Below are 18,207 nucleotides of genomic sequence, written 5' to 3' on the forward strand. Positions count from 1 at the left end.
TTGCCGGCAGAGCTTTCCCCCACTCAGCGTTTTCTTGTGTTTGCTGACGGCGCCGGAAATAGGCAGGTTCAGCCCATACCGATTGATGCTTGCGTGATGACCCATCGGGAGTTGATTCAGGCCATGCTCCATACAGGCGGTGTTCCGGTATCTGCTGATGAAATGCTTGAGTTTGCGATGGCGGCACTCACTAATTTGAAGGCTCGCTTGGCAGTCGTAGCAAAGAGGGAGGCGGCATGAGCATGGAGCTTCTCACTCTGAAGGTGCGCGGGACTTCTCCGCTGATGATGCATAGCGATAAGTTGGCTAACCCGCTGAATCCTGCAACCAAGGCTCACAAAGAGTTGACCGGCAAGCGTAAGAAAACGGATGACGATCATCTGGCAATCGCTCGCTCAGAATTCATCGCCGGCGCCTACTTCGACGAGCGCTCCGGTTTTTATGTGCCGGGTGCGAACTTCGATGCGACATTCCTGGCGGGAGCGAAGCTTCAGAAGCTAGGAACACAATGGAAGCGCGGTGCGGTCGTGATGACTGATAAGGCAAATCTGGAGTTCTCTGGGCCGACAACACCCGATTCTCTTTGGGAGGATCAGCGATTCGTTGATTGTCGCGGGGTTAAGGTTGGACAGGCGAAGATCATGCGTTACCGGCCAATCTTTCTTGAATGGTGCGTCGAGCTGGAAGTCGCAATCAACGCTGACGTACTCAACATTGAGGAGGCAAAAAAGGCCATCACCGATTCAGGCCTACTGATTGGCGTTTGTGAGTATCGGCCGCGATTCGGTCGTTTCGAGGTGGAATATGTCTGAGCTGACAAAGCACCCGAACTATAAGCAAGCCGTCGAAGACTTCCTCAAGGAGTTCAAATACGGTGATTTGGTCGGACATGAATGGCTGGCGGTTCGTTTCGGCATGCCGTCAATGACCGATTCGAAGTCGCTGACTGTTGAGAAGTTTCGTGAGCGTCAGTTCGAGTGGCTGGCGAACGTCGAGGCATTCAAGTCGGACTTGCTCAAGCATCACCAGGTCTGCCTTCAGTCAGTAAGAGGGCGCGGTTACCGCTGGGTGCCGCCTCATGAGCAAACAGAAGTTGCGGTAAGTGAGCTGGGCCGGAATGTCAGGAAGGCTTTTCGCGGGAGCGGAGAAAAGCTTAGGAATCTGAGGATAACGGAGCTTACCGATGATCAGCGACGGGCAAACCTTGACGCTGTCGCAAAGTTTTCCGCGCTGCAAGGCATGACGCGGAAGGCCCTAGCCCAATAGCAACGTAAAGTCCTTTCGATGAGAGGGCATTGCGGTGCGAACGCATCATGTGGCGTGGCGAGACAAGGTTGGGCGAGGCCTGGTTAGGTCGGGCATGTCGAGGTGAGGGCTGACAACAGCGTAATGCCGATTGGAATCAGTCGGCATTGCGGTGGCAGAAGCCGCTGGCAGGTTCTGGTCCGGCAAGTCGCGGCTAGGTCCGGCGGGGTGTGGTTTGATTTGGTATGGGCTGATAACAGCGTAATGTCTCTTCTTGGAGGAGGCATTGCAGTGTTAAAAGTTTTCGATTGATATAGCCCGCATTGCGGGCTTTCGTGTTGCTCTCTGCTTGGTGATAAAGTCTCGCCATATCTCAATGAGGGAACAGCATGAAATTGTTCGTAGGGGCATTGGCGCTGGTATCGATGGCAGGTTGCGCAAGTGTAGGTGACACCCGTAGCAACCCCCCGCTCTTATCGCTGCAATCAAGTAAACCAGCGAAAGTTGTCGCGGAATGCATACGCGACGGCTGGCAGGGGACTACCGTGCTGGGCGCTGGAATCGGCGGGATTCTGCAAACATCTGGTGACCGCTATACGATCTTGGCGCCGGATGCTCAGGCCCCACTGCACTTGGTCGATGTGATCCCGAAAGAAGGAGGATCAAGCGTCCACTATCACTTCTACAGAACCTGGCAGTCTCCGCTTGAGAGAGTCGTCGATGTAGTGAGGTCCTGCGCCAAATAGGCAAGGAAAACAAATAAGCCACCTCCGGGTGGTTTTTTATTATCTGGAGAAAAGCTATGGCTGCACTTGCTATCTACTACTCGCCGATGGAAACGATCCGGCTCGGGGGAATGCTGCGGCAGTTCGGAAAGCAGTACAGGCTTTCTATTCGTACCCCAGCAGAAGCGATAAAGGCGCTTTGTGTGCAAATCCCAGGCTTTGAAAGGTTCCTGTCTAACGCCAAGTCGAGGGGTATGGAGTTCGCTGTTTTCCGAGGGAAGAAAAACATCGGCGAGGATGAACTCTGCTTTCAGGGCAAAGGAGAAATCAGGATCGTCCCCGTCATTACCGGCTCGAAACGTGCGGGCTTGCTACAAACCATTATTGGGGTGGTAATCGTTGCGTTGGCGTGGTGGAACCCACTTGGCTGGTCGGCAGCTACGGCGCTTGCGGTAGGAATGGGTGGCGGCTCAATGGCTATTGGTGGCGCCATTCAGATGCTCAGTCCTCAAGCTGGCGGCCTGAAGATGAGTGCGGCCCCGGAAAACCAACCGTCTTACGCATTTGGATCGGCGAGAAATACCACCGCGTCCGGCAATCCCGTACCGCTTTGCGCTGGTAGGCGGCGATGGGGTGGCGCAATCATCAGTGCCGCCATTTATTCCGAAGATAAAGCCTAGAAATAGGATGTAGCACCGCACCGCCCAAGAGGCGGTTTTTTATTGCCTGGAGAAAAGCATGGGCGCAGCACACAAGTTTGATATACACGGCGCCAAGGGCGGGGAAGACAAGCCAAAGACGCCGACCGAGGCGCCGGACAGCCTGCGCTCTGTCGCAATTGCCAAGATGCTGATCGCCGTGGGCGAGGGTGAGTTTGAAGGCACACCGACTGCTCGCGATATTTGCCTCGACAACACCCCACTGCAAGATCCTCAGGGCAATATGAACTTCCCAAACGTGAAGTGGGAGTGGCGTACCGGGGCCGTGGATCAAACCTCGATTGGCGGAATTCCTTCAGTCGAAAACGAGACGACGATCAGCACAGAATTGCGCAGCGGAACACCCTGGGTGCGCGCCATAACCAACACTCAGCTTTCTGCTGTTCGTGTGCGGTTTGCGTGGCCAGCCCTTCAATCCGTTGACTCTGGCGGCAACATTAATGGCTACCGCATCGAGTACAAGGTTGAATTGGCTACCGACGGCGGCGCCTACCAGCAAATTCTGAGCGAGGCTGTCGACGGCAAGACCACCAGCACCTACGAGCGCACACGTCGCATTGACTTGCCCAGAGCGACAACTGGTTGGCTGATGCGCATCACCCGCCTGACGATCAACCAAAACAACAACAAAATCTCCGACACCATGCAGATCGCCGGGTTTACCGAGGTGATTGACGCAAAGATTCGTTACCCGAATACGGCCCTGCTCTACATCGAGTTCTCGGCCGAGCAGTTCCGCAATATCCCAGCTGTCACCGTTGAATGTGATGGTCGAAAGTGGCAGGTGCCAAGCAACTACGATCCGCGCTCCCGCAGCTACGCCGGAATTTGGGATGGTACGTTCAAGGAGGCGTGGACGGATAATCCCGTCTGGCACACCTACGGCATCACCACAAGCGATCGGTTCGGCCTTGGTCGGCGCATTAAGCCGTGGATGGTCGATATTTGGGAGTTGTATCGGGTTTCCCAATACTGCGACCAACTGGTACCGGACGGGAAGGGTGGCATGGAACCGCGCTTCATCTGCAACCTGAACCTGCAGAGCAAGGCTGATGCCTGGTCCTTGCTGCGTGACATCTCGGCGATCTACCGGGGGATGACCTATTGGGCCCAGGGCCAGGTATTTACCCTGTCGGATATGCCGCGCACCACTGACTTCGACTTCGCCTACACCCGGGCGAACGTCATCGATGGCAAGTTCACCTACTCGAGCGCATCGGAGCGCACCCGCTACAGTAGGGCCCTAATCAGCTACGACAATCCGCTGAACAACTACGACACCGACGTCACGGCCGTGACCGACCAGAAGCTGCAGCGGCGCTACGGCGACAACCCGCTTGAGATCAGCGCCATCGGCTGCACGCGTGAGTCCGAGGCGCAGCGCCGCGGCAAGTGGGCTTTGCTCACCAACTCCAAGGACCGGGCTGTGACGTTCCGCGTTGGCCTGGACGGGCGTATCCCGCTTCCCGGCTACGTCGTTCCGATCGCGGACGAGCTGCTGGCTGGCCGGCCCGTGGGCGGGCGCATCTCAGCCGTAAATGGCAAAGTCATCACCCTGGACCGCGATACCCAGGCCAAGCCCGGTGACCGTCTGATCCTCAACCTGCCCGACGGCAAGTGCGAGGGGCGCACCGTGCAACTGGTCAGCGGCCGGCAGGTCACGGTCACCACGGTGTACTCCGTGGCACCTGAGCGGGAACTGGTGTGGGCTCTCGACGCTGACGACCTGGCCATCCCGCTGTACCGGGTGACCAGCGTTTCCCGGCCAGAGCCTGGCGTGTTCGAAATCTCGGCTATGCAGTACGACCCGAGCAAGTTCGTGCACATCGACACCGGCGCTCGGCTGGAAGAGCGCCCAATCAGCGTTATCCCGATCACCGTCGTTCCGCCTCCGGCGAGCGTCACGCTCACTTCGAGTTACGCCGTAAACCAGGGCATTGCCATCAGCACCATGAACATCTCGTGGCCTGCTGTGAACGGCGCGGTCGCCTATGACGTGGAGTGGCGCAAGGACAGCGGCAACTGGATTAAGGTGCAGCGCACAGGCTCGACGAGCGTCGACGTCACCGGTATTTACTCGGGCGCCTATATGGCCCGTGTGCGGTCGGTGAGCGCCTTCGAAATATCGTCGATCTGGAAGAGCTCCAACCTGACCAATCTGCAAGGCAAGGTTGGCCTGCCGCCGGCGGTTTCGTTCCTGCGCACTACCAGTCTGGTCTACGGCATTGGCATCCAGTGGGCTTTTCCACCTGGTGCAGAGGACACGCAGCGGACAGAACTTTGGTACAGCCAGTCGGCTGACCTGACTACGGCGGTCAAGCTGAGTGACTTCAGCTACCCGCAGGCCAAGCATGAGATGCACAGCCTACTTGCTGGGGCGAGCCTGTTTTTCTGGGCGCGCCTAGTGGATCGGTCCGGCAACATCGGGCCTTTCTTCCCCGTTACCGGTGCAGTGAGTGGCCGGGCCAGTTCCGACCAGACCGAATACGACAAGTACTTCGCTGAGAAGATCGGTAAGGGGGCGCTGTACCAGAGTTTGAGGGAAGAGATCGAGTTGATCACAGGCGATGGCCCCGGCTCGGTGAATGAGCGCCTTGAGGAGGCCAAGAAGGAGTTCAACGACCTCATTAACGAGATCGTCGACGCTCTGGAGTATGACCCGGCCAAGACCTACGCCAAGGGCGACATGGTCCGCGTTGGCCAACACCTGTTCCAGGCGACTAAAGCGGTACCGGTCAATACCACGCCGCCGAATGCCACCTACTGGTTCGACATGGGCACCATCGCCGAAACCAACGAAGCCATGGCCCTGGAGATCAGCAAGAACAAGTCGGCCATCGATAACGTGAACGGGAAGGTCACAGCCACCGCTGAGAAGCTGGACGGCGTTTACGCGACGATCAAGGCAGAGTCGGCAGGGAACGAGGCGGGCAGTGCAGGTGACACCACTACATCCGTCGGTGCCTGGTCGCTGATGTCTGTGATTGCAGATCGGGACTTTGCTCAATCGCAACGGACAGACGGCCTTGATGCAAAGGTAGGCCAGAACGCGGCGAGCATCATCGACGTGGCCAGGGCATCAGCGAACGCCACTGAGGCTGTTGCATCCAGAGTTACGGCGATGGACGCCAAGGTCGACAGCAATGCTGCGGCTTTCAAGTATGAAACAACCGTCCTGGCCAATGCTGACAAAGCACTGGGTGAAAGGATAGAGGCGGTACGTGCGACAGCGGGCGCCAATGCCTCTGCAATTCAGGACACGAACCGGGTCATGGCTGACGCAGACAAAGCCCTGGGCGAGCAGATTAGAACTGTCCAAGCTACTTCGGGCAAAAACACGGCTGCAATTCAGGAGACCAATAAGGTTGTCGCCGCAACCGGTGACAAGGTGTCGGCAATGGTCACTCTCAAGGCTCAGACCATCGTTGGTGGTAAGACAGTAACTTCCGGGTTTGCGTTTGGATCGGATGGTGAGCAGGCAGAGTTTCTGATCTTTGCTCAGCGATTTGCCGTGGTCGATGAAGTAAGTGGTGCTGTCGTACCGATGTTCGTGGTCCAGAACAATCAGGTGTTCATCAATCAAGCGATCATCAACAAAGCATTTATTCAGGAGATCATCTTGGGTATGACGTTGCGCTCTGAATCCGTCGACTCAAAAGGTCGCCCGCTGCTGGAAATCAATGTCAAGGCGGGGACATTCACGCTGCGCAGTTCTGGATCTGGCGGGTCATCACTTCTCAATAACGACGGTCTGTCTGTATTCGACGCTGGCGGCGTTAAGAGGACTATGGTCGGGAGGCTTTCATAATGGACCAATACGGGCTTTGGACATGGGGGGCGGCCGGAGAGCCGCAACTCTCTCCGACCGCATTTACTATGAGGGTGGCATACACTGCTGACATAAACTCAAGCGCATACCCAGCTGGAAAATACTTTGATATTTCTATCGAGGGGGTTAACTCGAGTAACTCCGCTGCTTTTTGCATTCCGAATAAATCAATAGATAGAAACTCTGATAAGCAACTTGAGCCAGAAGTTATAAGTGGCGGCGTCAGAGTGTGGCGTACTATACGGGGTGACCCATATGGCACATCTTCATACTCTAATGCTGGAATGCGATTGGTCGTGGTGAGATTTAAATAAAATGACAGACTCGTATGGGCTGATGTTTCAAAATGCTGATGATGATCGGGTGATTCTAGACTCTGAGTTTGTACGGTTATCTATTCTGTACTCTGGAAGCTATGCACCTAACGGTGCGAATGGTACAGCTCAAGTCTATTTTCCTAGTCCAATAACGACACAAGAGCAGCCGTTTGTTTTCATAAGGCCAGACCCGGCTAATGGTCCGATTAGCATGCTTCCAGGCCTGTTTGGCTCTCCCGGAAATTGGACTGGTTTTGGTATTGGTAAGTACAGTTTGTATAATATAAACCCTGCTGGAAAGTGGTATGTTGCTGGGTTCGGTGCTAAGCCTGTAAGCGAATATGGCTTAAGGCTCTCTTCATCTTCTGGGGTGACATTGTTTGATAGTGGTACACCAAGCGCTCTTTTTGTAAGAAGTACTAACACTTGGACTTATACTGGTTGGAACTATGACTCTCAAGGAATTACTCGGTGTTATTTTAAGGCGCCCTTTGTTTTGGGTGGTGGCGAATATGTATTAATAAATAATCTCGAGATGCCTCTTTGTGGCTCAGAATTTCGACCAAGGCAGCTATATTTTGTTTGGGATTATCCAAATAATCAAATTACTGCAATCACGGTAGGGGTTGGGAATACAACGTATTTAGGTATTCCCTTAATGGTTGGCAAAATGGTTGTGTGATATTAATTAGAGGCGTTATTAAATGGCAAGACAAGAGATCATCCTAGGCGCAGCACCAAATGGCTTTGGTGGTGATCCTCCGCGCACCGCAAGCTCCAAGATCAACGCCATGACCCAAGAGCTTTACCAGGGCTTTGACACGACAAACAAAACTGGCTGGGGTAAGAGTGATGCTGTCCGTCTACCAGATGGCACCAACATGAACAACCTGCCGTACATCAACGCCATTTACACGCTCACTGGTACCAACAACACTAACGTACCCGAAGGCACGCAGAACGGCCACATCATGGTTCAGTGCGCAGACATCTTTGTCCGGCAGACATTCCGGCAGATGGGGGCCAGCGTGACGTGGGAGCGCGGCGGTCAGCAAGGAGGTGGGTGGTCAGCATGGGTAAGATTGGCTCAGTTCGGTGGTAACGTTGGGAATGGCCTGGGCGGTCCTAACGACTTCAATGGCAACGTCGACACGATAGTTGGCAGTGCACCTCTGGGACTTTCCACCTACAACCTTACAGCACTGGCAACTGGCAGCCTTCCTCCAGGGTTCGTTAATAACTCCCCTTTCAACGGCTCAACACTGATGTGCCTCAAGTGGAGCGGAGACTGGTGTCGGCAATGGTTGAGTGGAGGTACTGGTGGTAATGGCGGTTCGGTTGGCGGTACGTACACGCGCCTTATTGCTGGTGGGTCACAGGGGCCCTGGCTACTCGAGTACAACATTCAGAACGCGTTAAACCCCGTGGATAACTCAAACGGCAGAACCGGAGTGATGGACGACAGGGCGCTTGGCCAGTGGCGCGCTAATCGGTTTGCAAGCGGGCTCATGACGGTGTCAACCCAGCTCAACCCAATATCTTTGGCGTCCAATGAGATAAAGGCCACTGACTTCACGCTCCCAGTCTCTTTCCCTGACTGGGGCAAGACCTCGGTGCGAGTTACCGCGGCGCCTACCGGCTCGGCAGACTGGTACGGAGTCACGTCAGCCACTATGAGTAGCCCGACAGCTGGGTACTTCCATATGAGGAACGGACCATTGGGGCAAACAATTACTGAGGTTCGCATAACCGTTCAGGGGTTCTGGAAATAATGAAAATCACACTCTATCAAGTGCTGTCTCACGAAAAAATCGAAGCCTCAGTCTCTGGCGACACTATCACCGTCAACGGCGAAGCTATCGACTTGTCAGTAATTCCGGACGGTTACCGGCTGCCGGCCACTGCTGTAAACAACCCGTGGTTCGTTGCCGGGTCGTATGTCGATCGCGTCGACGGACACTTAAGCATCACGCTTCGATTCCCCGTCGAATGGGACAGCCCAGAAGAGGTAAGGGCTCCAGAGACGCCTATTATCCTTGACGTGAAGAGTGGACCGGTAAAATTCCCAAGCGTGGAGCCAGTAGAAAATGATCAACCTTGAAATGCTGGAGCAGAAAAGGACTGACGAAGATTTGTCGAAAGAAGCTGAGTATCGCGATGCACTGGCCTATTTGCAGTCGACAGACTGGCAAGTGATCGCCAAGTACGAGCGCAAGCGCCCAATCCCCGGTGAGGTCCAGAAAAAGCGCAAGGCGGCTCTCGAAGTTGTGACAGCCGAGTCAACCTTCGAAATCCAATGAGTGAGCGGCCTCAACCTTGACAAACTGAGTATTTTCTTGAAAAGCCTTTGATGGGCAAGCTCAAGCAGGCCATGCGTGCCTGATAGGCTAAGGTTTACTCAGTACAGGAGCCATCCTTGATGAGGAATTGCAAAAACTCTTGGTTCCTACCTTCGCTAGTGCTTCAATGTTGCTATCAAAGGTAGGATCGTTATGAAAAAAAACATTCACTATGCTGGGGCGGATGGCATCCGTGGCTTGGCTTGCCTAATCGTGCTTTGTGTTCATGCAATGGCGCTTTTTTTTAGCGCTTCATACATGCCGCTTGTGGGGACCGGAAAGATAGGGGTTTGGTTGTTTTTTGTTTTGAGCGCTTTTTTGCTAACTGGTAAGTTTGAAGTAGGCGGGTTTTCTCTACGCGTAATTTTGATTTATGCGCTTGGAAGATTTCTCCGTATTATCCCTTTGTTTGCTTTAGTTGCATATCTCTATTATTTGCTGGGTACTATTCAAATAAACACTATTTTGGATCTTCAGAATGCGATTCTGTTACAGCAGGGGTTTGGCCATCTCTGGACTATTCCTGTTGAGTTTAAGTTCTACATATTTCTTCCGATAATTGCTTTTGTTTTAATAAAGGCTAAAGGCTATGGTGGATATAGTGCGACGTTTTTTATGGCGGCTGTTCTAATCCTTATGCAGCAGTGGTTATGGCCATATAGGGATGTTGTTGGAGGTAGCATATCTACTCGCGGGTACCTTTCCAGTTTCACGATCGGGTGTTACTTTGCAGTATCGTTTGAATTCTATCGAAAATATATCACTGCTATGTTTTCAACGATTGTTGGATTGGTTGTAGTGGTTTTGATGGTGCTTTCTAGTCCGTATATGCGAAATTTATTATTTGGCATGCCTATGGATGATTGGCTTGTAAATAAGTTTTTTTATCTGAGCCTGTTGTGGGGGCTGTTTATCGTGGCTCTTGCTGATGGGAAAGGCGCTATTGGGACGATCCTTCAGTCGAAGATTATGAAGAGGCTCGGTGCGTGGAGCTTCTCTATTTATCTAGTTCACTGGTATTTTTATGCGAAGTTTAGTCTTGCAAACCCTAATAGCATTTTATGGATGTGTATTGCTGTTGCGTGCGCAGTATTGTTCGGCGCGATTCTCCATTACGCAGTGGAGGCGCCAATCGAGAAGTTCCGCCATTCAATTCAGGGTCGTATTCGGCCAACGATAGTCGCTTCTTTGTAAGTACTCACAACCAAGAAACTCGCTTCGGCGGGTTTTTTCGCTTGGAGAAACTCAATGCCTTATATCGTTATTAATTCAGCCAACGCTTTTGATCCTGCCAATCTGATTGAATTTGTTACAGCCGAAGAAGCGGATACCAAAGCACGCGATACCATACAGTCGCAACCTCAGGCCATGGTTCAAACGGCTCTGGTGATCAATACCTAAAGCGCCAAAGTGACTGTGAAAGTCGAGCAATCCACCGATGTGCCAAGAGTATAGGCATTACTGATGCCGAAAGTTTGAGCAGTGCCCGCCATTGAGCGGGCTTTTTCATCTGCATAAAAAAAATTTATTTTTTGGAGGCGATGAGATAGATTTCAGAGTTAAGCTGCGGCCCCAGCAAGGCAAACGGACTGCAAACTTTATTTTTGAATTGAAATTTTTTAATAATCTCATGCCTCAGTTGGCGATAGTCAAAGCCCGTATGATGAGGGTGATAACGAAGTCCGGCGGCGATTTCAATAGAAGGCCGAACGCTAAACCTACGGCCTAGGGTGCCTCTTAGAATGTTACCTATCCTTGCGTCAAAATCTCCGCGCCGTCGAGCCATGCGGAAAAGACCCTTTGGCAGGGCAGGCAGCCCAATTTCGATAGGTACACCGACAATCATCCAGCCTCCGCTTTTGAGGATGCGATGTATCTCGTCAAGTGCGAACTGTCGCTCCACATCTGGTAGATGTTCAAATACTTCAAGGCAATAAACTACGTCCGCAGACCCCGAGCATATGTCGCCACTGCTGGCAGTAGTGGTTATATTAGAAATGTTTCCTACCATATCTTTTGCTTCTTGTAGCAAATCTCCCGGCTCATAACACGTAATACTAGATTTTGGGTATTTCCGTGAAAGACGCATCGATAGCTCGCCGTTCCCTGCGCCGAAATCAACAATTGTAGGAGTTGATGTGGATAGCGAGGGCGGAAATAGTTTCATTGCATCTGCAAATCGATGTTCTTGAACGAATCGCTTTAGTCTGCTTCGATCTTTTAATGTTAATTCCGCATAGCTCATATGTACGCTACTCCTTTGAATTTTACAGACATCTGGATTCGCCGCTGCATGGGCGTAGCGACCATGCTGAACGCTTTTGGCGTTTTTATGCTGGTGATAACCCTGCTGGTTAATCTTGTCCGTTGGCGGCAAATTCGAGCCTTCGAACGTAATGAAAATAACTGACCGTCATTGTGCAGTTTTTTTGCGCATGGAGAAAGGTATGCCAATCACCGAGCAGCAGTTGCTGCAGATCCTCCCGAACGCCGGCCGCCAAGCCGGCGTTTTTTTACCTGTGCTGAATACGGCCATGACCAAGTACGGAATCGTCACTCGACTGCGCATCGCAGCCTTCATCGCCCAGATCGGGCATGAATCGGGGCAGTTCCGCTGGCTGAAAGAGTTGTGGGGGCCCACGGCGCAGCAGGCCGGGTATGAAGGGCGCGCCGATCTTGGCAATACGGTCAATGGCGATGGCTTCAAATACCGTGGCCGTGGCCTAATCCAAGTGACCGGCCGGGCCAACTATGCGGCGTGCGGCGATGCCCTGGGCCTGGATCTGATCAACAAGCCCGAGCTGCTCGAGCAGCCGCAGTACGCGGCAATGTCGGCGGCGTGGTTTTGGTCCTCCCGCGGGCTGAACACCCTGGCGGATCAGGGTGAGTTCACGAAGATCACACGGCGCATAAATGGCGGGCTCACAGGCAAGGCCGATCGCCAGGCGCTGTACGACAAGGCGCTGAAGGTGCTGGCGTGACGCCGGTGCAGAAGCTGGTCGGGATGGTTCTGCTGATCCTGGTGCTGATGGCGGTATCTGCTGGCGCCGCCTGGCAGGTGCAGGACTGGCGGATGGGCAAGCAGCTCGCCGAGCAGGCCGCCCTTCACAAGGATGACCTGTCATTGATCAGTGCCGCCGCCGCCAAGCAGTACCGAGACGAAACCGACAAGCGCCTGACCCTGGAGAAAACGCTCGACGGCCAAGACCAACAACACACCAAGGAGTTATCCGATGTCCAGCGCAACCAGGCTCGCCTGCGTGACCAGCTTGCTACTGCTAATGTCCGGCTGTCAGTCCTCCTTTCCGACGATCCAGCCAGTGGCTGCAACGTGCCTACCGCCGCCGGCGCCATCAGCGTGGTTCATGCAGCCCGTCGAGCCCAACTTGACCCAGCGCATGCGCAACGAATTATCGCCATCACCGACGATGGGGATAACGCCGTGATCGCGCTACGTGCGTGCCAAGCGTACGTCAGGGCTGTGGCTCGGTAATCTTCTTCAGCTCTCCCAGCAATCGTTGATTCTCTCTGAGAAGGTAGTCGCGCTGTTCGGCAACGAGCTTAATACTGAGGATGGCAGGCTCTGAGCATCGCTCTTTGAGTTGGCCGATCTCCAGCTGTCCCGCCTTGAGGGATTCCGCCGCCTCGGCCAAGCGGGTGGCCAGTACATCATTCATCTGGACCAGCCCGGCGATGTTCTTCCGTGCCTTGCGCAGCAACGCCTGAGTCTCGCTGAGTTCGTCCTCGAGCAGAGAGCACTGGTGCTTGTACATTTCCAGGGGCGTAGGGCAGCCAAGCCACGCTGAGGTGTCTTCGTCGATGTGCATGATGGGTAAATCCGAATGCTGTATGTGCATACAGTAATCGAGGTTTTGCCGTTGCGTGATTTGAGGCGACGAGAGGCGGTCAGTCCGGTGTCATGAGGACAGCTAGGGTCAGCTTTATGAACTCTTCGTTCTCGTCGATCGTGTGCAGGGCACCGCGCACGTTCTCTGCGACTTCAGCGGAGCCGCGCTGCTCCACCCAGTTCGATAGCTCCATGATGGAGGCTTCGAGGGCAAGTTGGTTTTCATAGAGTTTCGAGAGCAGGGAAGGGATCAGGTCTGAATTCGGCATCGGTGTTCCTCCAGGGAGTGAACAGCGTACCAGTTGATGCGATTTAGGTGGTTTGTGTTCGGTCGGCAGGACGCCAGGGAGGTGGGTTATGCAGTTCCGGCATGAGCCGGAATTTCCCCGTTGGGACCACTTCTGGAACCAACGGGTGCATTTCTGTGCGTTACGGGTGATTACTCATGACGACTTGGCCCAGCAAACACTGATCATCAGCAATCACCGCAATGCATTTTATACTGCATGGTGATGTTAGCTGTGGAGATCAATTACTTTACCTATCAATGAGTTGCGAGCGTGGCGGCAGGAGCCTTCAGGCATGCGTCAACAGCGACATCAAGGCGCGAAACCCGGTCGCTGAGCAGAAAATTTTGGCTGTGTGTTGGAATTTGGCGCGCATTGTCGCATATGTCAGGCGACAGTTGTATGGCGAGCGAGGGATGGTTTCATCAGCGTCTCCGGCATGGCCAGCCATAACAAGGCTAACGCCACCGCAGCCACGCCCGCCAGCGTCAGGAACGCGGCGTTATAACCTGCCTGTTGCACGACGAAACCGGCCAGGCTGCTGCTCAGTGCCGCGCCCAGCCCAAACACCGTGGACAGCGCGCCGAGACTGACGTTGAACCGGCCGGTGCCCTGGGTCAGGTCTTTGACGATGACCGGGAACAACGCGCCGAAAATCCCCGCGCCGATGCCATCGAGCATCTGCACGGCGACCAACCAATAGGGGTCGCTGGACAGGGTATACAGCACGCCGCGCAGCGGCAGAATCATGAAGCCGGCCAGCAGCAACGGCTTGCGCCCCCACAGGTCGGCCTTGAGCCCCACCACCCACGCCATCGGCACCATCACCAATTGCGCGGCGACGATGCACGCCGAGGTCAGTGGCGTGGCCATGTGCAGGTTGATCTGTGACAGCTTCTGACTGACCAACGGCAGCATGGCGGCATTGGCCAGGTGGAACATAGCGCAACAGATGGCGAACAGCAGCAGCGGGCGATTGCCGAGTAATACCTTCATGCCGGAGGGTTGTTCGTGATCGCTGTTGTGAGTCGGGTCAAAGCCCCGCGCAACCTCATGGTCTATCGCCTTGGCCGAGACGCAACTGACCGCCACAACACTGGCCAACGCCATAAAGGCCATCAGGTAGAACACCACCACTGGGCCGAACAGGTACGCCAAGCCGCCGGCCAACAGCGCCGCCACGGCGTTGCCGGCGTGGTTGAAGGTTTCGTTGCGCCCGGTGCGGCGAGTGAACGCGCGCGGCCCGGTGATCCCCAACGAAATTGCCGAAATCGCCGGGGCGAACACCGAGGCGGCGACGGCACTGGCGGCCTGGGTCAAGGCCACCCAACTGAAGGCGCTGACAAACGGCAGCGTCAGGCAACTGACGGTTACGAGGATGGCGGCCACGGCTATCACCGCGCGTTTGCTGCGCGTGCGGTCAATCAGCGCGCCTGCCGGGCCCTGAGTGAGCAAGCCGGCGATACCTGCGAGCGTCATCACCACACCGATGCTGGCCGGGTCCCATTGATGCACGGCCAGCAGGTAGATCGCGAGGTAAGGTCCGAGCCCGTCGCGGACGTCGGCCAGGAAAAAATTCAGGCTGTCCAGGGACAAGGTATTACGCAGATCAGCGTGATTGGCCACGGCGAGTTCTTCGGAAGGGGCATTCAACGGCTGAACGCTCATTGGCTTACTGACCTGTTGGCTTCGACAGAAGTTTCGCCGCCGCCGAGGGTTTTGTCCGACAGGTAAATGGCTTATGTTCCTGAATTCGCTTAAACGACAATCGGGAGACGCAATGGACATGCCCTCAGCCCAACAGGCCATCGCCAGCAACAAAGACGCCTGGGATGCGTCCGCCACACTGCACAAAGACAGCCCTCACTGGAGCGCACTGCTGGCCTCGATTGCCCGTGCGGACTTTTCATGCCTGGACCCGACCATCACGGCACTGCTGCAAGAGGTCGGCGTGGCCGGCAGGGACGTGGTGCAATTGTGCTGCAACAACGGTCGCGAAAGCCTGTCGCTGTTCGCCTTGGGCGCGCGCTCCGTGGTGGGCGTCGATCAATCCCGCGCCTTTCTCCAGCAAGCGCGGGAACTGGCCGACATATCGCCGCACAACCCCACGTTTATTGAAGCCGACATCCATCACCTGCCTGAGGGCTTACAGGGGCGGTTCGATGTGGCCCTGGTAACCATTGGCGTACTGGGCTGGATGCCGGATGTGGCGCTGTTTATGCGGCATGCGGCCGGTACGCTCAAGCCCGGTGGCACCCTGGTGATCTATGAAACTCACCCGTTCCTTGAAGTGTTCGACCCGCGGTCTGCCAATCCGCTGCTGCCTGACAGTTCGTACTTCCAGCGCGATCCGTTCGTGTTGCAGGAGTCGATTGTCTATGAAGGGCTGGACGAGGTGCCAGGGCCGACGTCCTATTGGTACGTGCATACCCTGGGCAGCATCGTAAGCGGTTTGGTTTCGGCGCAGTTGCAGATTGACCATCTGCGCGAGTATCCGCATTCAAACCGTGAGGAATTGTATGACCAATACGAGCACCAACCGGCCCAATTGCCGCTGTGCTTCACCTTGACCGCCACCAAGCGCGCCGTCTGAGCCGTTCGGCTGCGCAAAAAAAGCCCGCCAAAAGAGGCGGGCCAAGGGATTCACTGGAGTAGGTAGGCCTTACCCTATAGGCCGGGAAGTGAAGGCCATGTGAAAACTGTGTCGGCAGTTCGGATGGCGCGCGGTTCAGGCTCGGCGCACAAAAGTGCGCATGGTTTGCCCGGGCCCGGTGCTGAATACCGCCGGGCGCGGCATGCCTTCATCCGCCGCGATAAACACAAAATCTTCACCCTCCAGACGATAACTGGCGGGCAACGGCTTGCCGGCGTCATCGCCCATGGAGTCAACCCAGGTAATGCTTTTGGGTTGGGTGCTGCTGTCCAGAGAAAAACTGCCGGCGAGCAATATCTCGCCATTGACGGTTTTCACTTCGAATTGATCCCCGCTAATCGTGGTAATCGCCCCGGGTGCGCTATGCGCATCAACCGGGTTGAGCACGCCATTGTCTTCCAGGGATGTCTGCTCCCAAGCGCCCTGCAGCATTTGATAGTCCGGGTCTGACAGCGATTGCATACAACTTCCTTACTGCAGAGGGGTGAAGTGCTGTGTGAGCACCTGTTTACGCGCGGTTAATCGGCCAATGTGTAACGGTATGGCGACTGACAGGTGGCGCAAACCGCGTTTTTTCGTGGTTTGCCAGCGATTTAGTCATCGATTGACTACGCTGATTGCATTCTGAGTCTTACATAAGGGACGACCTTGCTTGGTCATCGACATGAAACAGAAACAATCTCTAATAGTATCGGATTTTTCGCCATACCCAGTGGTCTGAGTGCCATAGGTCATTTGTATTCAGGGCGTTGTCTCTGAGTTTCCATGCCTGTCGGGCGTCAAGTCCGAATTTCAGGGGTGGTGGCTTTCTATTGTCAACTTTAGAGTGTTCTTACTTTGAACCAAACTTCTCCGCTCAATTCGCCGGCACCGCCAGATGAAATTGACCTGTTTGAATTGTTCCATGCCATGTGGCGGCAAAAAAAACTAATAGTGGGTTGTACGATTCTTACCGGAATACTCGGCGCGGGTTACGCGTTTCTGGCACCCAAGCAGTATGAGGTCAGCAGTGTGTTGCGCCCTGCAGCCATCAATGAGCTGGATGCGCTGAACCGCTCCGAGGTCTATAAATTGCCTCCCGCTGATGCACTGGCGAAAGTCGGCACGCAGCTGGATTCCTATGAGGCGCGCCTGGGCTTCTTTAAAAGCCATGAGCAATTGTTCGAGGCCTACCAAAGGCCGGGACGCAGCCTCGAGCAGAGCTTTGAAGATTTCAATCGAAGCTCAATCAATGTGATCCAGCCGGACCCCAAGAAAGCCGATCCCCTGAGTAATTCCATTCGCCTGGCGTTGCAATACCCGAGTGGCGTAGACGGCGTTGCAATCCTCAACGGTTTTGTCGACTACGCCATTGCCGCGGAGCGCGAGCAGGTCGGCGCCGACCTTAAGGTAATCGTCAATAACCGCCTCAGCGAACTCAAAGGCAAAATCGACGCTGCCCGTGCCAATTACGAAACCGAAAAGGAATCCAAAATTGCCACCCTGCTGGAGGCCGACCGGCTCAAGCGTGCCCGTTTGCAGGATGAACTCAGTGCGCTGCGCCTGCAGATGAAAATGGAGCGCACCGACCGCCTGGCAGAACTGGCCGAGGCGATCTCGATTGCCAAGTCCATGGGCATCAGGAAGCCGACGACGCCATCCTCCATGGCCGATACCACGCGATCCGGCTCCAATCAGGTGGTGCGCACCGAGATCAGCAATCAGAAGGTTCCGTTGTACTTCCTCGGCACTGAAGCCCTGGAGGCCGAGCGAACCGCGTTGCAACAGCGCACCAGCGATGATTTCACCAATAGCCGTGTTGCAGAAATTGGCAAAGAGCTCCAACTGCTGGAATCCAACCGTGAAGTTGAGATTCTGCAAAAGCGTGGCAACGAAGATATCTTCTTGCGGGATGTTGAACCGCTGCGGGCTGAAACTGCCAGGCTGCGCGGCCTTAACATCGACATGAGCCATTTGAAACTGGTAGCCGTCGACCGCCGCGCCCAGGAGCCGCTGGGCTCGATCAAGCCGAAAAAACTGATGATCATCGCGGTGAGTCTGGTGGTGGGCGTGTTCCTGGGCTTGCTGGCCGCGCTGCTCCGTCACTTTATGCTCGTGCACCGCCAGGCTGAACCGTACGCCCCGGTGGGCGGTGGCCGTTTCCAGCGTGGCGAGCGCACAGACGATCACACTCCGCGGTAAGTACACCTGCAATGGGCCGGTACCCGGGCCGGTCCTCGCGTGCGTATGACGTTTTGTAGACAGCT

The 18,207-nt window shown here is 55.0% G+C and carries 20 protein-coding genes; 15 read left to right on the forward strand and 5 right to left on the reverse strand.

Translation table 11 applies throughout. From position 1 onward, the window contains the following. The 11 genes from JFT85_RS00885 to JFT85_RS00935 all read left to right on the forward strand — a co-directional run bounded on the left by JFT85_RS00885 (position 1) and on the right by JFT85_RS00935 (position 10,575). A complete protein-coding gene (locus tag JFT85_RS00885; RefSeq protein WP_201228844.1) occupies positions 1 to 240 on the forward strand; it encodes a hypothetical protein in 240 nt (79 codons plus the stop codon). Next, entirely contained in the window at positions 237 to 812 is a 576-nt protein-coding gene (locus JFT85_RS00890) for a hypothetical protein (RefSeq protein WP_201228846.1), read from the forward strand. The genes JFT85_RS00885 and JFT85_RS00890 overlap by 4 nt, the downstream gene beginning before the upstream one ends. Next, positions 805 to 1,266 carry a hypothetical protein gene (locus tag JFT85_RS00895; RefSeq protein ID WP_201228848.1) on the forward strand — a complete coding sequence of 154 codons (462 nt, stop codon included), beginning with the start codon at positions 805 to 807 and terminating at the stop codon, positions 1,264 to 1,266. Before JFT85_RS00890 ends, JFT85_RS00895 begins: the two co-directional genes overlap by 8 nt. 781 nt (positions 1,267 to 2,047) lie before the next feature. Next, complete coding sequence (locus tag JFT85_RS00900) at positions 2,048 to 2,650, forward strand: tail assembly protein (protein ID WP_017528114.1); 603 nt, start codon at positions 2,048 to 2,050, stop codon at positions 2,648 to 2,650. Positions 2,651 to 2,708: 58 nt separating this feature from the next. Further along, positions 2,709 to 6,497 carry a TipJ family phage tail tip protein gene (gene gpJ / locus JFT85_RS00905; protein ID WP_201228850.1) on the forward strand — a complete coding sequence of 1,263 codons (3,789 nt, stop codon included), beginning with the start codon at positions 2,709 to 2,711 and terminating at the stop codon, positions 6,495 to 6,497. 357 nt (positions 6,498 to 6,854) lie between these two features. Continuing rightward, positions 6,855 to 7,517, forward strand: coding sequence for a hypothetical protein (locus tag JFT85_RS00910; protein ID WP_207201000.1), 663 nt, complete (start codon positions 6,855 to 6,857; stop codon positions 7,515 to 7,517). 22 nt (positions 7,518 to 7,539) lie between these two features. After that, positions 7,540 to 8,607 (forward strand): pyocin knob domain-containing protein, encoded by a 1,068-nt coding sequence (locus JFT85_RS00915; protein ID WP_201228854.1) that lies wholly within the window; start codon positions 7,540 to 7,542, stop codon positions 8,605 to 8,607. Then, entirely contained in the window at positions 8,607 to 8,936 is a 330-nt protein-coding gene (locus tag JFT85_RS00920) for a hypothetical protein (RefSeq protein WP_201228856.1), read from the forward strand. Before JFT85_RS00915 ends, JFT85_RS00920 begins: the two co-directional genes overlap by 1 nt. Then, positions 8,923 to 9,135: a hypothetical protein gene (locus tag JFT85_RS00925; RefSeq protein WP_201228858.1), complete on the forward strand. Its 213-nt coding sequence runs from the start codon at positions 8,923 to 8,925 to the stop codon at positions 9,133 to 9,135. The genes JFT85_RS00920 and JFT85_RS00925 overlap by 14 nt, the downstream gene beginning before the upstream one ends. 192 nt (positions 9,136 to 9,327) lie before the next feature. Further along, positions 9,328 to 10,368, forward strand: coding sequence for an acyltransferase family protein (locus JFT85_RS00930; RefSeq protein ID WP_201228861.1), 1,041 nt, complete (start codon positions 9,328 to 9,330; stop codon positions 10,366 to 10,368). Between the two features lie 54 nt (positions 10,369 to 10,422). Then, positions 10,423 to 10,575, forward strand: coding sequence for a hypothetical protein (locus tag JFT85_RS00935; RefSeq protein ID WP_201228863.1), 153 nt, complete (start codon positions 10,423 to 10,425; stop codon positions 10,573 to 10,575). A gap of 124 nt (positions 10,576 to 10,699) precedes the next feature. On the opposite strand, the gene JFT85_RS00940 is transcribed toward JFT85_RS00935, so the two are convergent. Continuing rightward, complete coding sequence (locus tag JFT85_RS00940) at positions 10,700 to 11,419, reverse strand: class I SAM-dependent methyltransferase (RefSeq protein WP_201228865.1); 720 nt, start codon at positions 11,417 to 11,419, stop codon at positions 10,700 to 10,702. Between the two features lie 202 nt (positions 11,420 to 11,621). Between JFT85_RS00940 and JFT85_RS00945 the strand changes: the two genes are divergently transcribed. Together JFT85_RS00945 and JFT85_RS00950 are read left to right on the forward strand one after the other, a co-directional pair. Further along, entirely contained in the window at positions 11,622 to 12,155 is a 534-nt protein-coding gene (locus JFT85_RS00945; RefSeq protein WP_201228867.1) for a glycoside hydrolase family 19 protein, read from the forward strand. Next, positions 12,152 to 12,667, forward strand: a complete 516-nt coding sequence (locus tag JFT85_RS00950; RefSeq protein ID WP_201228869.1) for a lysis system i-spanin subunit Rz — start codon at positions 12,152 to 12,154, stop codon at positions 12,665 to 12,667. Before JFT85_RS00945 ends, JFT85_RS00950 begins: the two co-directional genes overlap by 4 nt. Here JFT85_RS00950 and JFT85_RS00955 read toward each other — a convergent pair. The 3 genes from JFT85_RS00955 to JFT85_RS00965 form a co-directional block, all read right to left on the reverse strand. Next, positions 12,648 to 13,001, reverse strand: coding sequence for a hypothetical protein (locus tag JFT85_RS00955; protein WP_201228870.1), 354 nt, complete (start codon positions 12,999 to 13,001; stop codon positions 12,648 to 12,650). The two genes, JFT85_RS00950 and JFT85_RS00955, sit on opposite strands and share 20 nt — an antisense overlap. Positions 13,002 to 13,080: 79 nt before the next feature. Further along, positions 13,081 to 13,290: a hypothetical protein gene (locus JFT85_RS00960; RefSeq protein WP_078826934.1), complete on the reverse strand. Its 210-nt coding sequence runs from the start codon at positions 13,288 to 13,290 to the stop codon at positions 13,081 to 13,083. A gap of 405 nt (positions 13,291 to 13,695) precedes the next feature. Next, positions 13,696 to 14,934, reverse strand: coding sequence for an MFS transporter (locus tag JFT85_RS00965; protein WP_201230853.1), 1,239 nt, complete (start codon positions 14,932 to 14,934; stop codon positions 13,696 to 13,698). Positions 14,935 to 15,088: 154 nt separating this feature from the next. Here JFT85_RS00965 and JFT85_RS00970 point away from each other — a divergent pair, with 154 nt between their 5' ends. Then, positions 15,089 to 15,901 carry a class I SAM-dependent methyltransferase gene (locus tag JFT85_RS00970; protein WP_201228872.1) on the forward strand — a complete coding sequence of 271 codons (813 nt, stop codon included), beginning with the start codon at positions 15,089 to 15,091 and terminating at the stop codon, positions 15,899 to 15,901. 135 nt (positions 15,902 to 16,036) lie between these two features. Here JFT85_RS00970 and JFT85_RS00975 read toward each other — a convergent pair whose 3' ends face one another. Beyond that, positions 16,037 to 16,423, reverse strand: a complete 387-nt coding sequence (locus JFT85_RS00975; protein WP_069552358.1) for a TIGR03067 domain-containing protein — start codon at positions 16,421 to 16,423, stop codon at positions 16,037 to 16,039. Between the two features lie 375 nt (positions 16,424 to 16,798). Here JFT85_RS00975 and JFT85_RS00980 point away from each other — a divergent pair, with 375 nt between their 5' ends. Then, positions 16,799 to 18,142: a Wzz/FepE/Etk N-terminal domain-containing protein gene (locus JFT85_RS00980; RefSeq protein WP_201228874.1), complete on the forward strand. Its 1,344-nt coding sequence runs from the start codon at positions 16,799 to 16,801 to the stop codon at positions 18,140 to 18,142. Positions 18,143 to 18,207 lie beyond the last annotated feature (65 nt).

It is taken from the genome of Pseudomonas sp. TH04 (assembly GCF_016651355.1).
Lineage (GTDB): Bacteria > Pseudomonadota > Gammaproteobacteria > Pseudomonadales > Pseudomonadaceae > Aquipseudomonas > Aquipseudomonas fluorescens.

What these genes read in the sequence shown, in the direction of transcription:
- JFT85_RS00890 (WP_201228846.1), top strand. Translation starts at nt 237, where the DNA reads ATGAGCATGGAGCTTCTCACTCTGAAGGTGCGCGGGACTTCTCCGCTG.
- JFT85_RS00895 (WP_201228848.1), top strand. Translation starts at nt 805, where the DNA reads ATGTCTGAGCTGACAAAGCACCCGAACTATAAGCAAGCCGTCGAAGAC.
- JFT85_RS00900 (WP_017528114.1), top strand. Translation starts at nt 2,048, where the DNA reads ATGGCTGCACTTGCTATCTACTACTCGCCGATGGAAACGATCCGGCTC.
- gpJ (WP_201228850.1), top strand. Translation starts at nt 2,709, where the DNA reads ATGGGCGCAGCACACAAGTTTGATATACACGGCGCCAAGGGCGGGGAA.
- JFT85_RS00910 (WP_207201000.1), top strand. Translation starts at nt 6,855, where the DNA reads ATGTTTCAAAATGCTGATGATGATCGGGTGATTCTAGACTCTGAGTTT.
- JFT85_RS00915 (WP_201228854.1), top strand. Translation starts at nt 7,540, where the DNA reads ATGGCAAGACAAGAGATCATCCTAGGCGCAGCACCAAATGGCTTTGGT.
- JFT85_RS00920 (WP_201228856.1), top strand. Translation starts at nt 8,607, where the DNA reads ATGAAAATCACACTCTATCAAGTGCTGTCTCACGAAAAAATCGAAGCC.
- JFT85_RS00925 (WP_201228858.1), top strand. Translation starts at nt 8,923, where the DNA reads ATGATCAACCTTGAAATGCTGGAGCAGAAAAGGACTGACGAAGATTTG.
- JFT85_RS00930 (WP_201228861.1), top strand. Translation starts at nt 9,328, where the DNA reads ATGAAAAAAAACATTCACTATGCTGGGGCGGATGGCATCCGTGGCTTG.
- JFT85_RS00935 (WP_201228863.1), top strand. Translation starts at nt 10,423, where the DNA reads ATGCCTTATATCGTTATTAATTCAGCCAACGCTTTTGATCCTGCCAAT.
- JFT85_RS00940 (WP_201228865.1), bottom strand. Translation starts at nt 11,419, where the DNA reads ATGAGCTATGCGGAATTAACATTAAAAGATCGAAGCAGACTAAAGCGA.
- JFT85_RS00945 (WP_201228867.1), top strand. Translation starts at nt 11,622, where the DNA reads ATGCCAATCACCGAGCAGCAGTTGCTGCAGATCCTCCCGAACGCCGGC.
- JFT85_RS00955 (WP_201228870.1), bottom strand. Translation starts at nt 13,001, where the DNA reads ATGCACATCGACGAAGACACCTCAGCGTGGCTTGGCTGCCCTACGCCC.
- JFT85_RS00960 (WP_078826934.1), bottom strand. Translation starts at nt 13,290, where the DNA reads ATGCCGAATTCAGACCTGATCCCTTCCCTGCTCTCGAAACTCTATGAA.
- JFT85_RS00970 (WP_201228872.1), top strand. Translation starts at nt 15,089, where the DNA reads ATGGACATGCCCTCAGCCCAACAGGCCATCGCCAGCAACAAAGACGCC.
- JFT85_RS00975 (WP_069552358.1), bottom strand. Translation starts at nt 16,423, where the DNA reads ATGCAATCGCTGTCAGACCCGGACTATCAAATGCTGCAGGGCGCTTGG.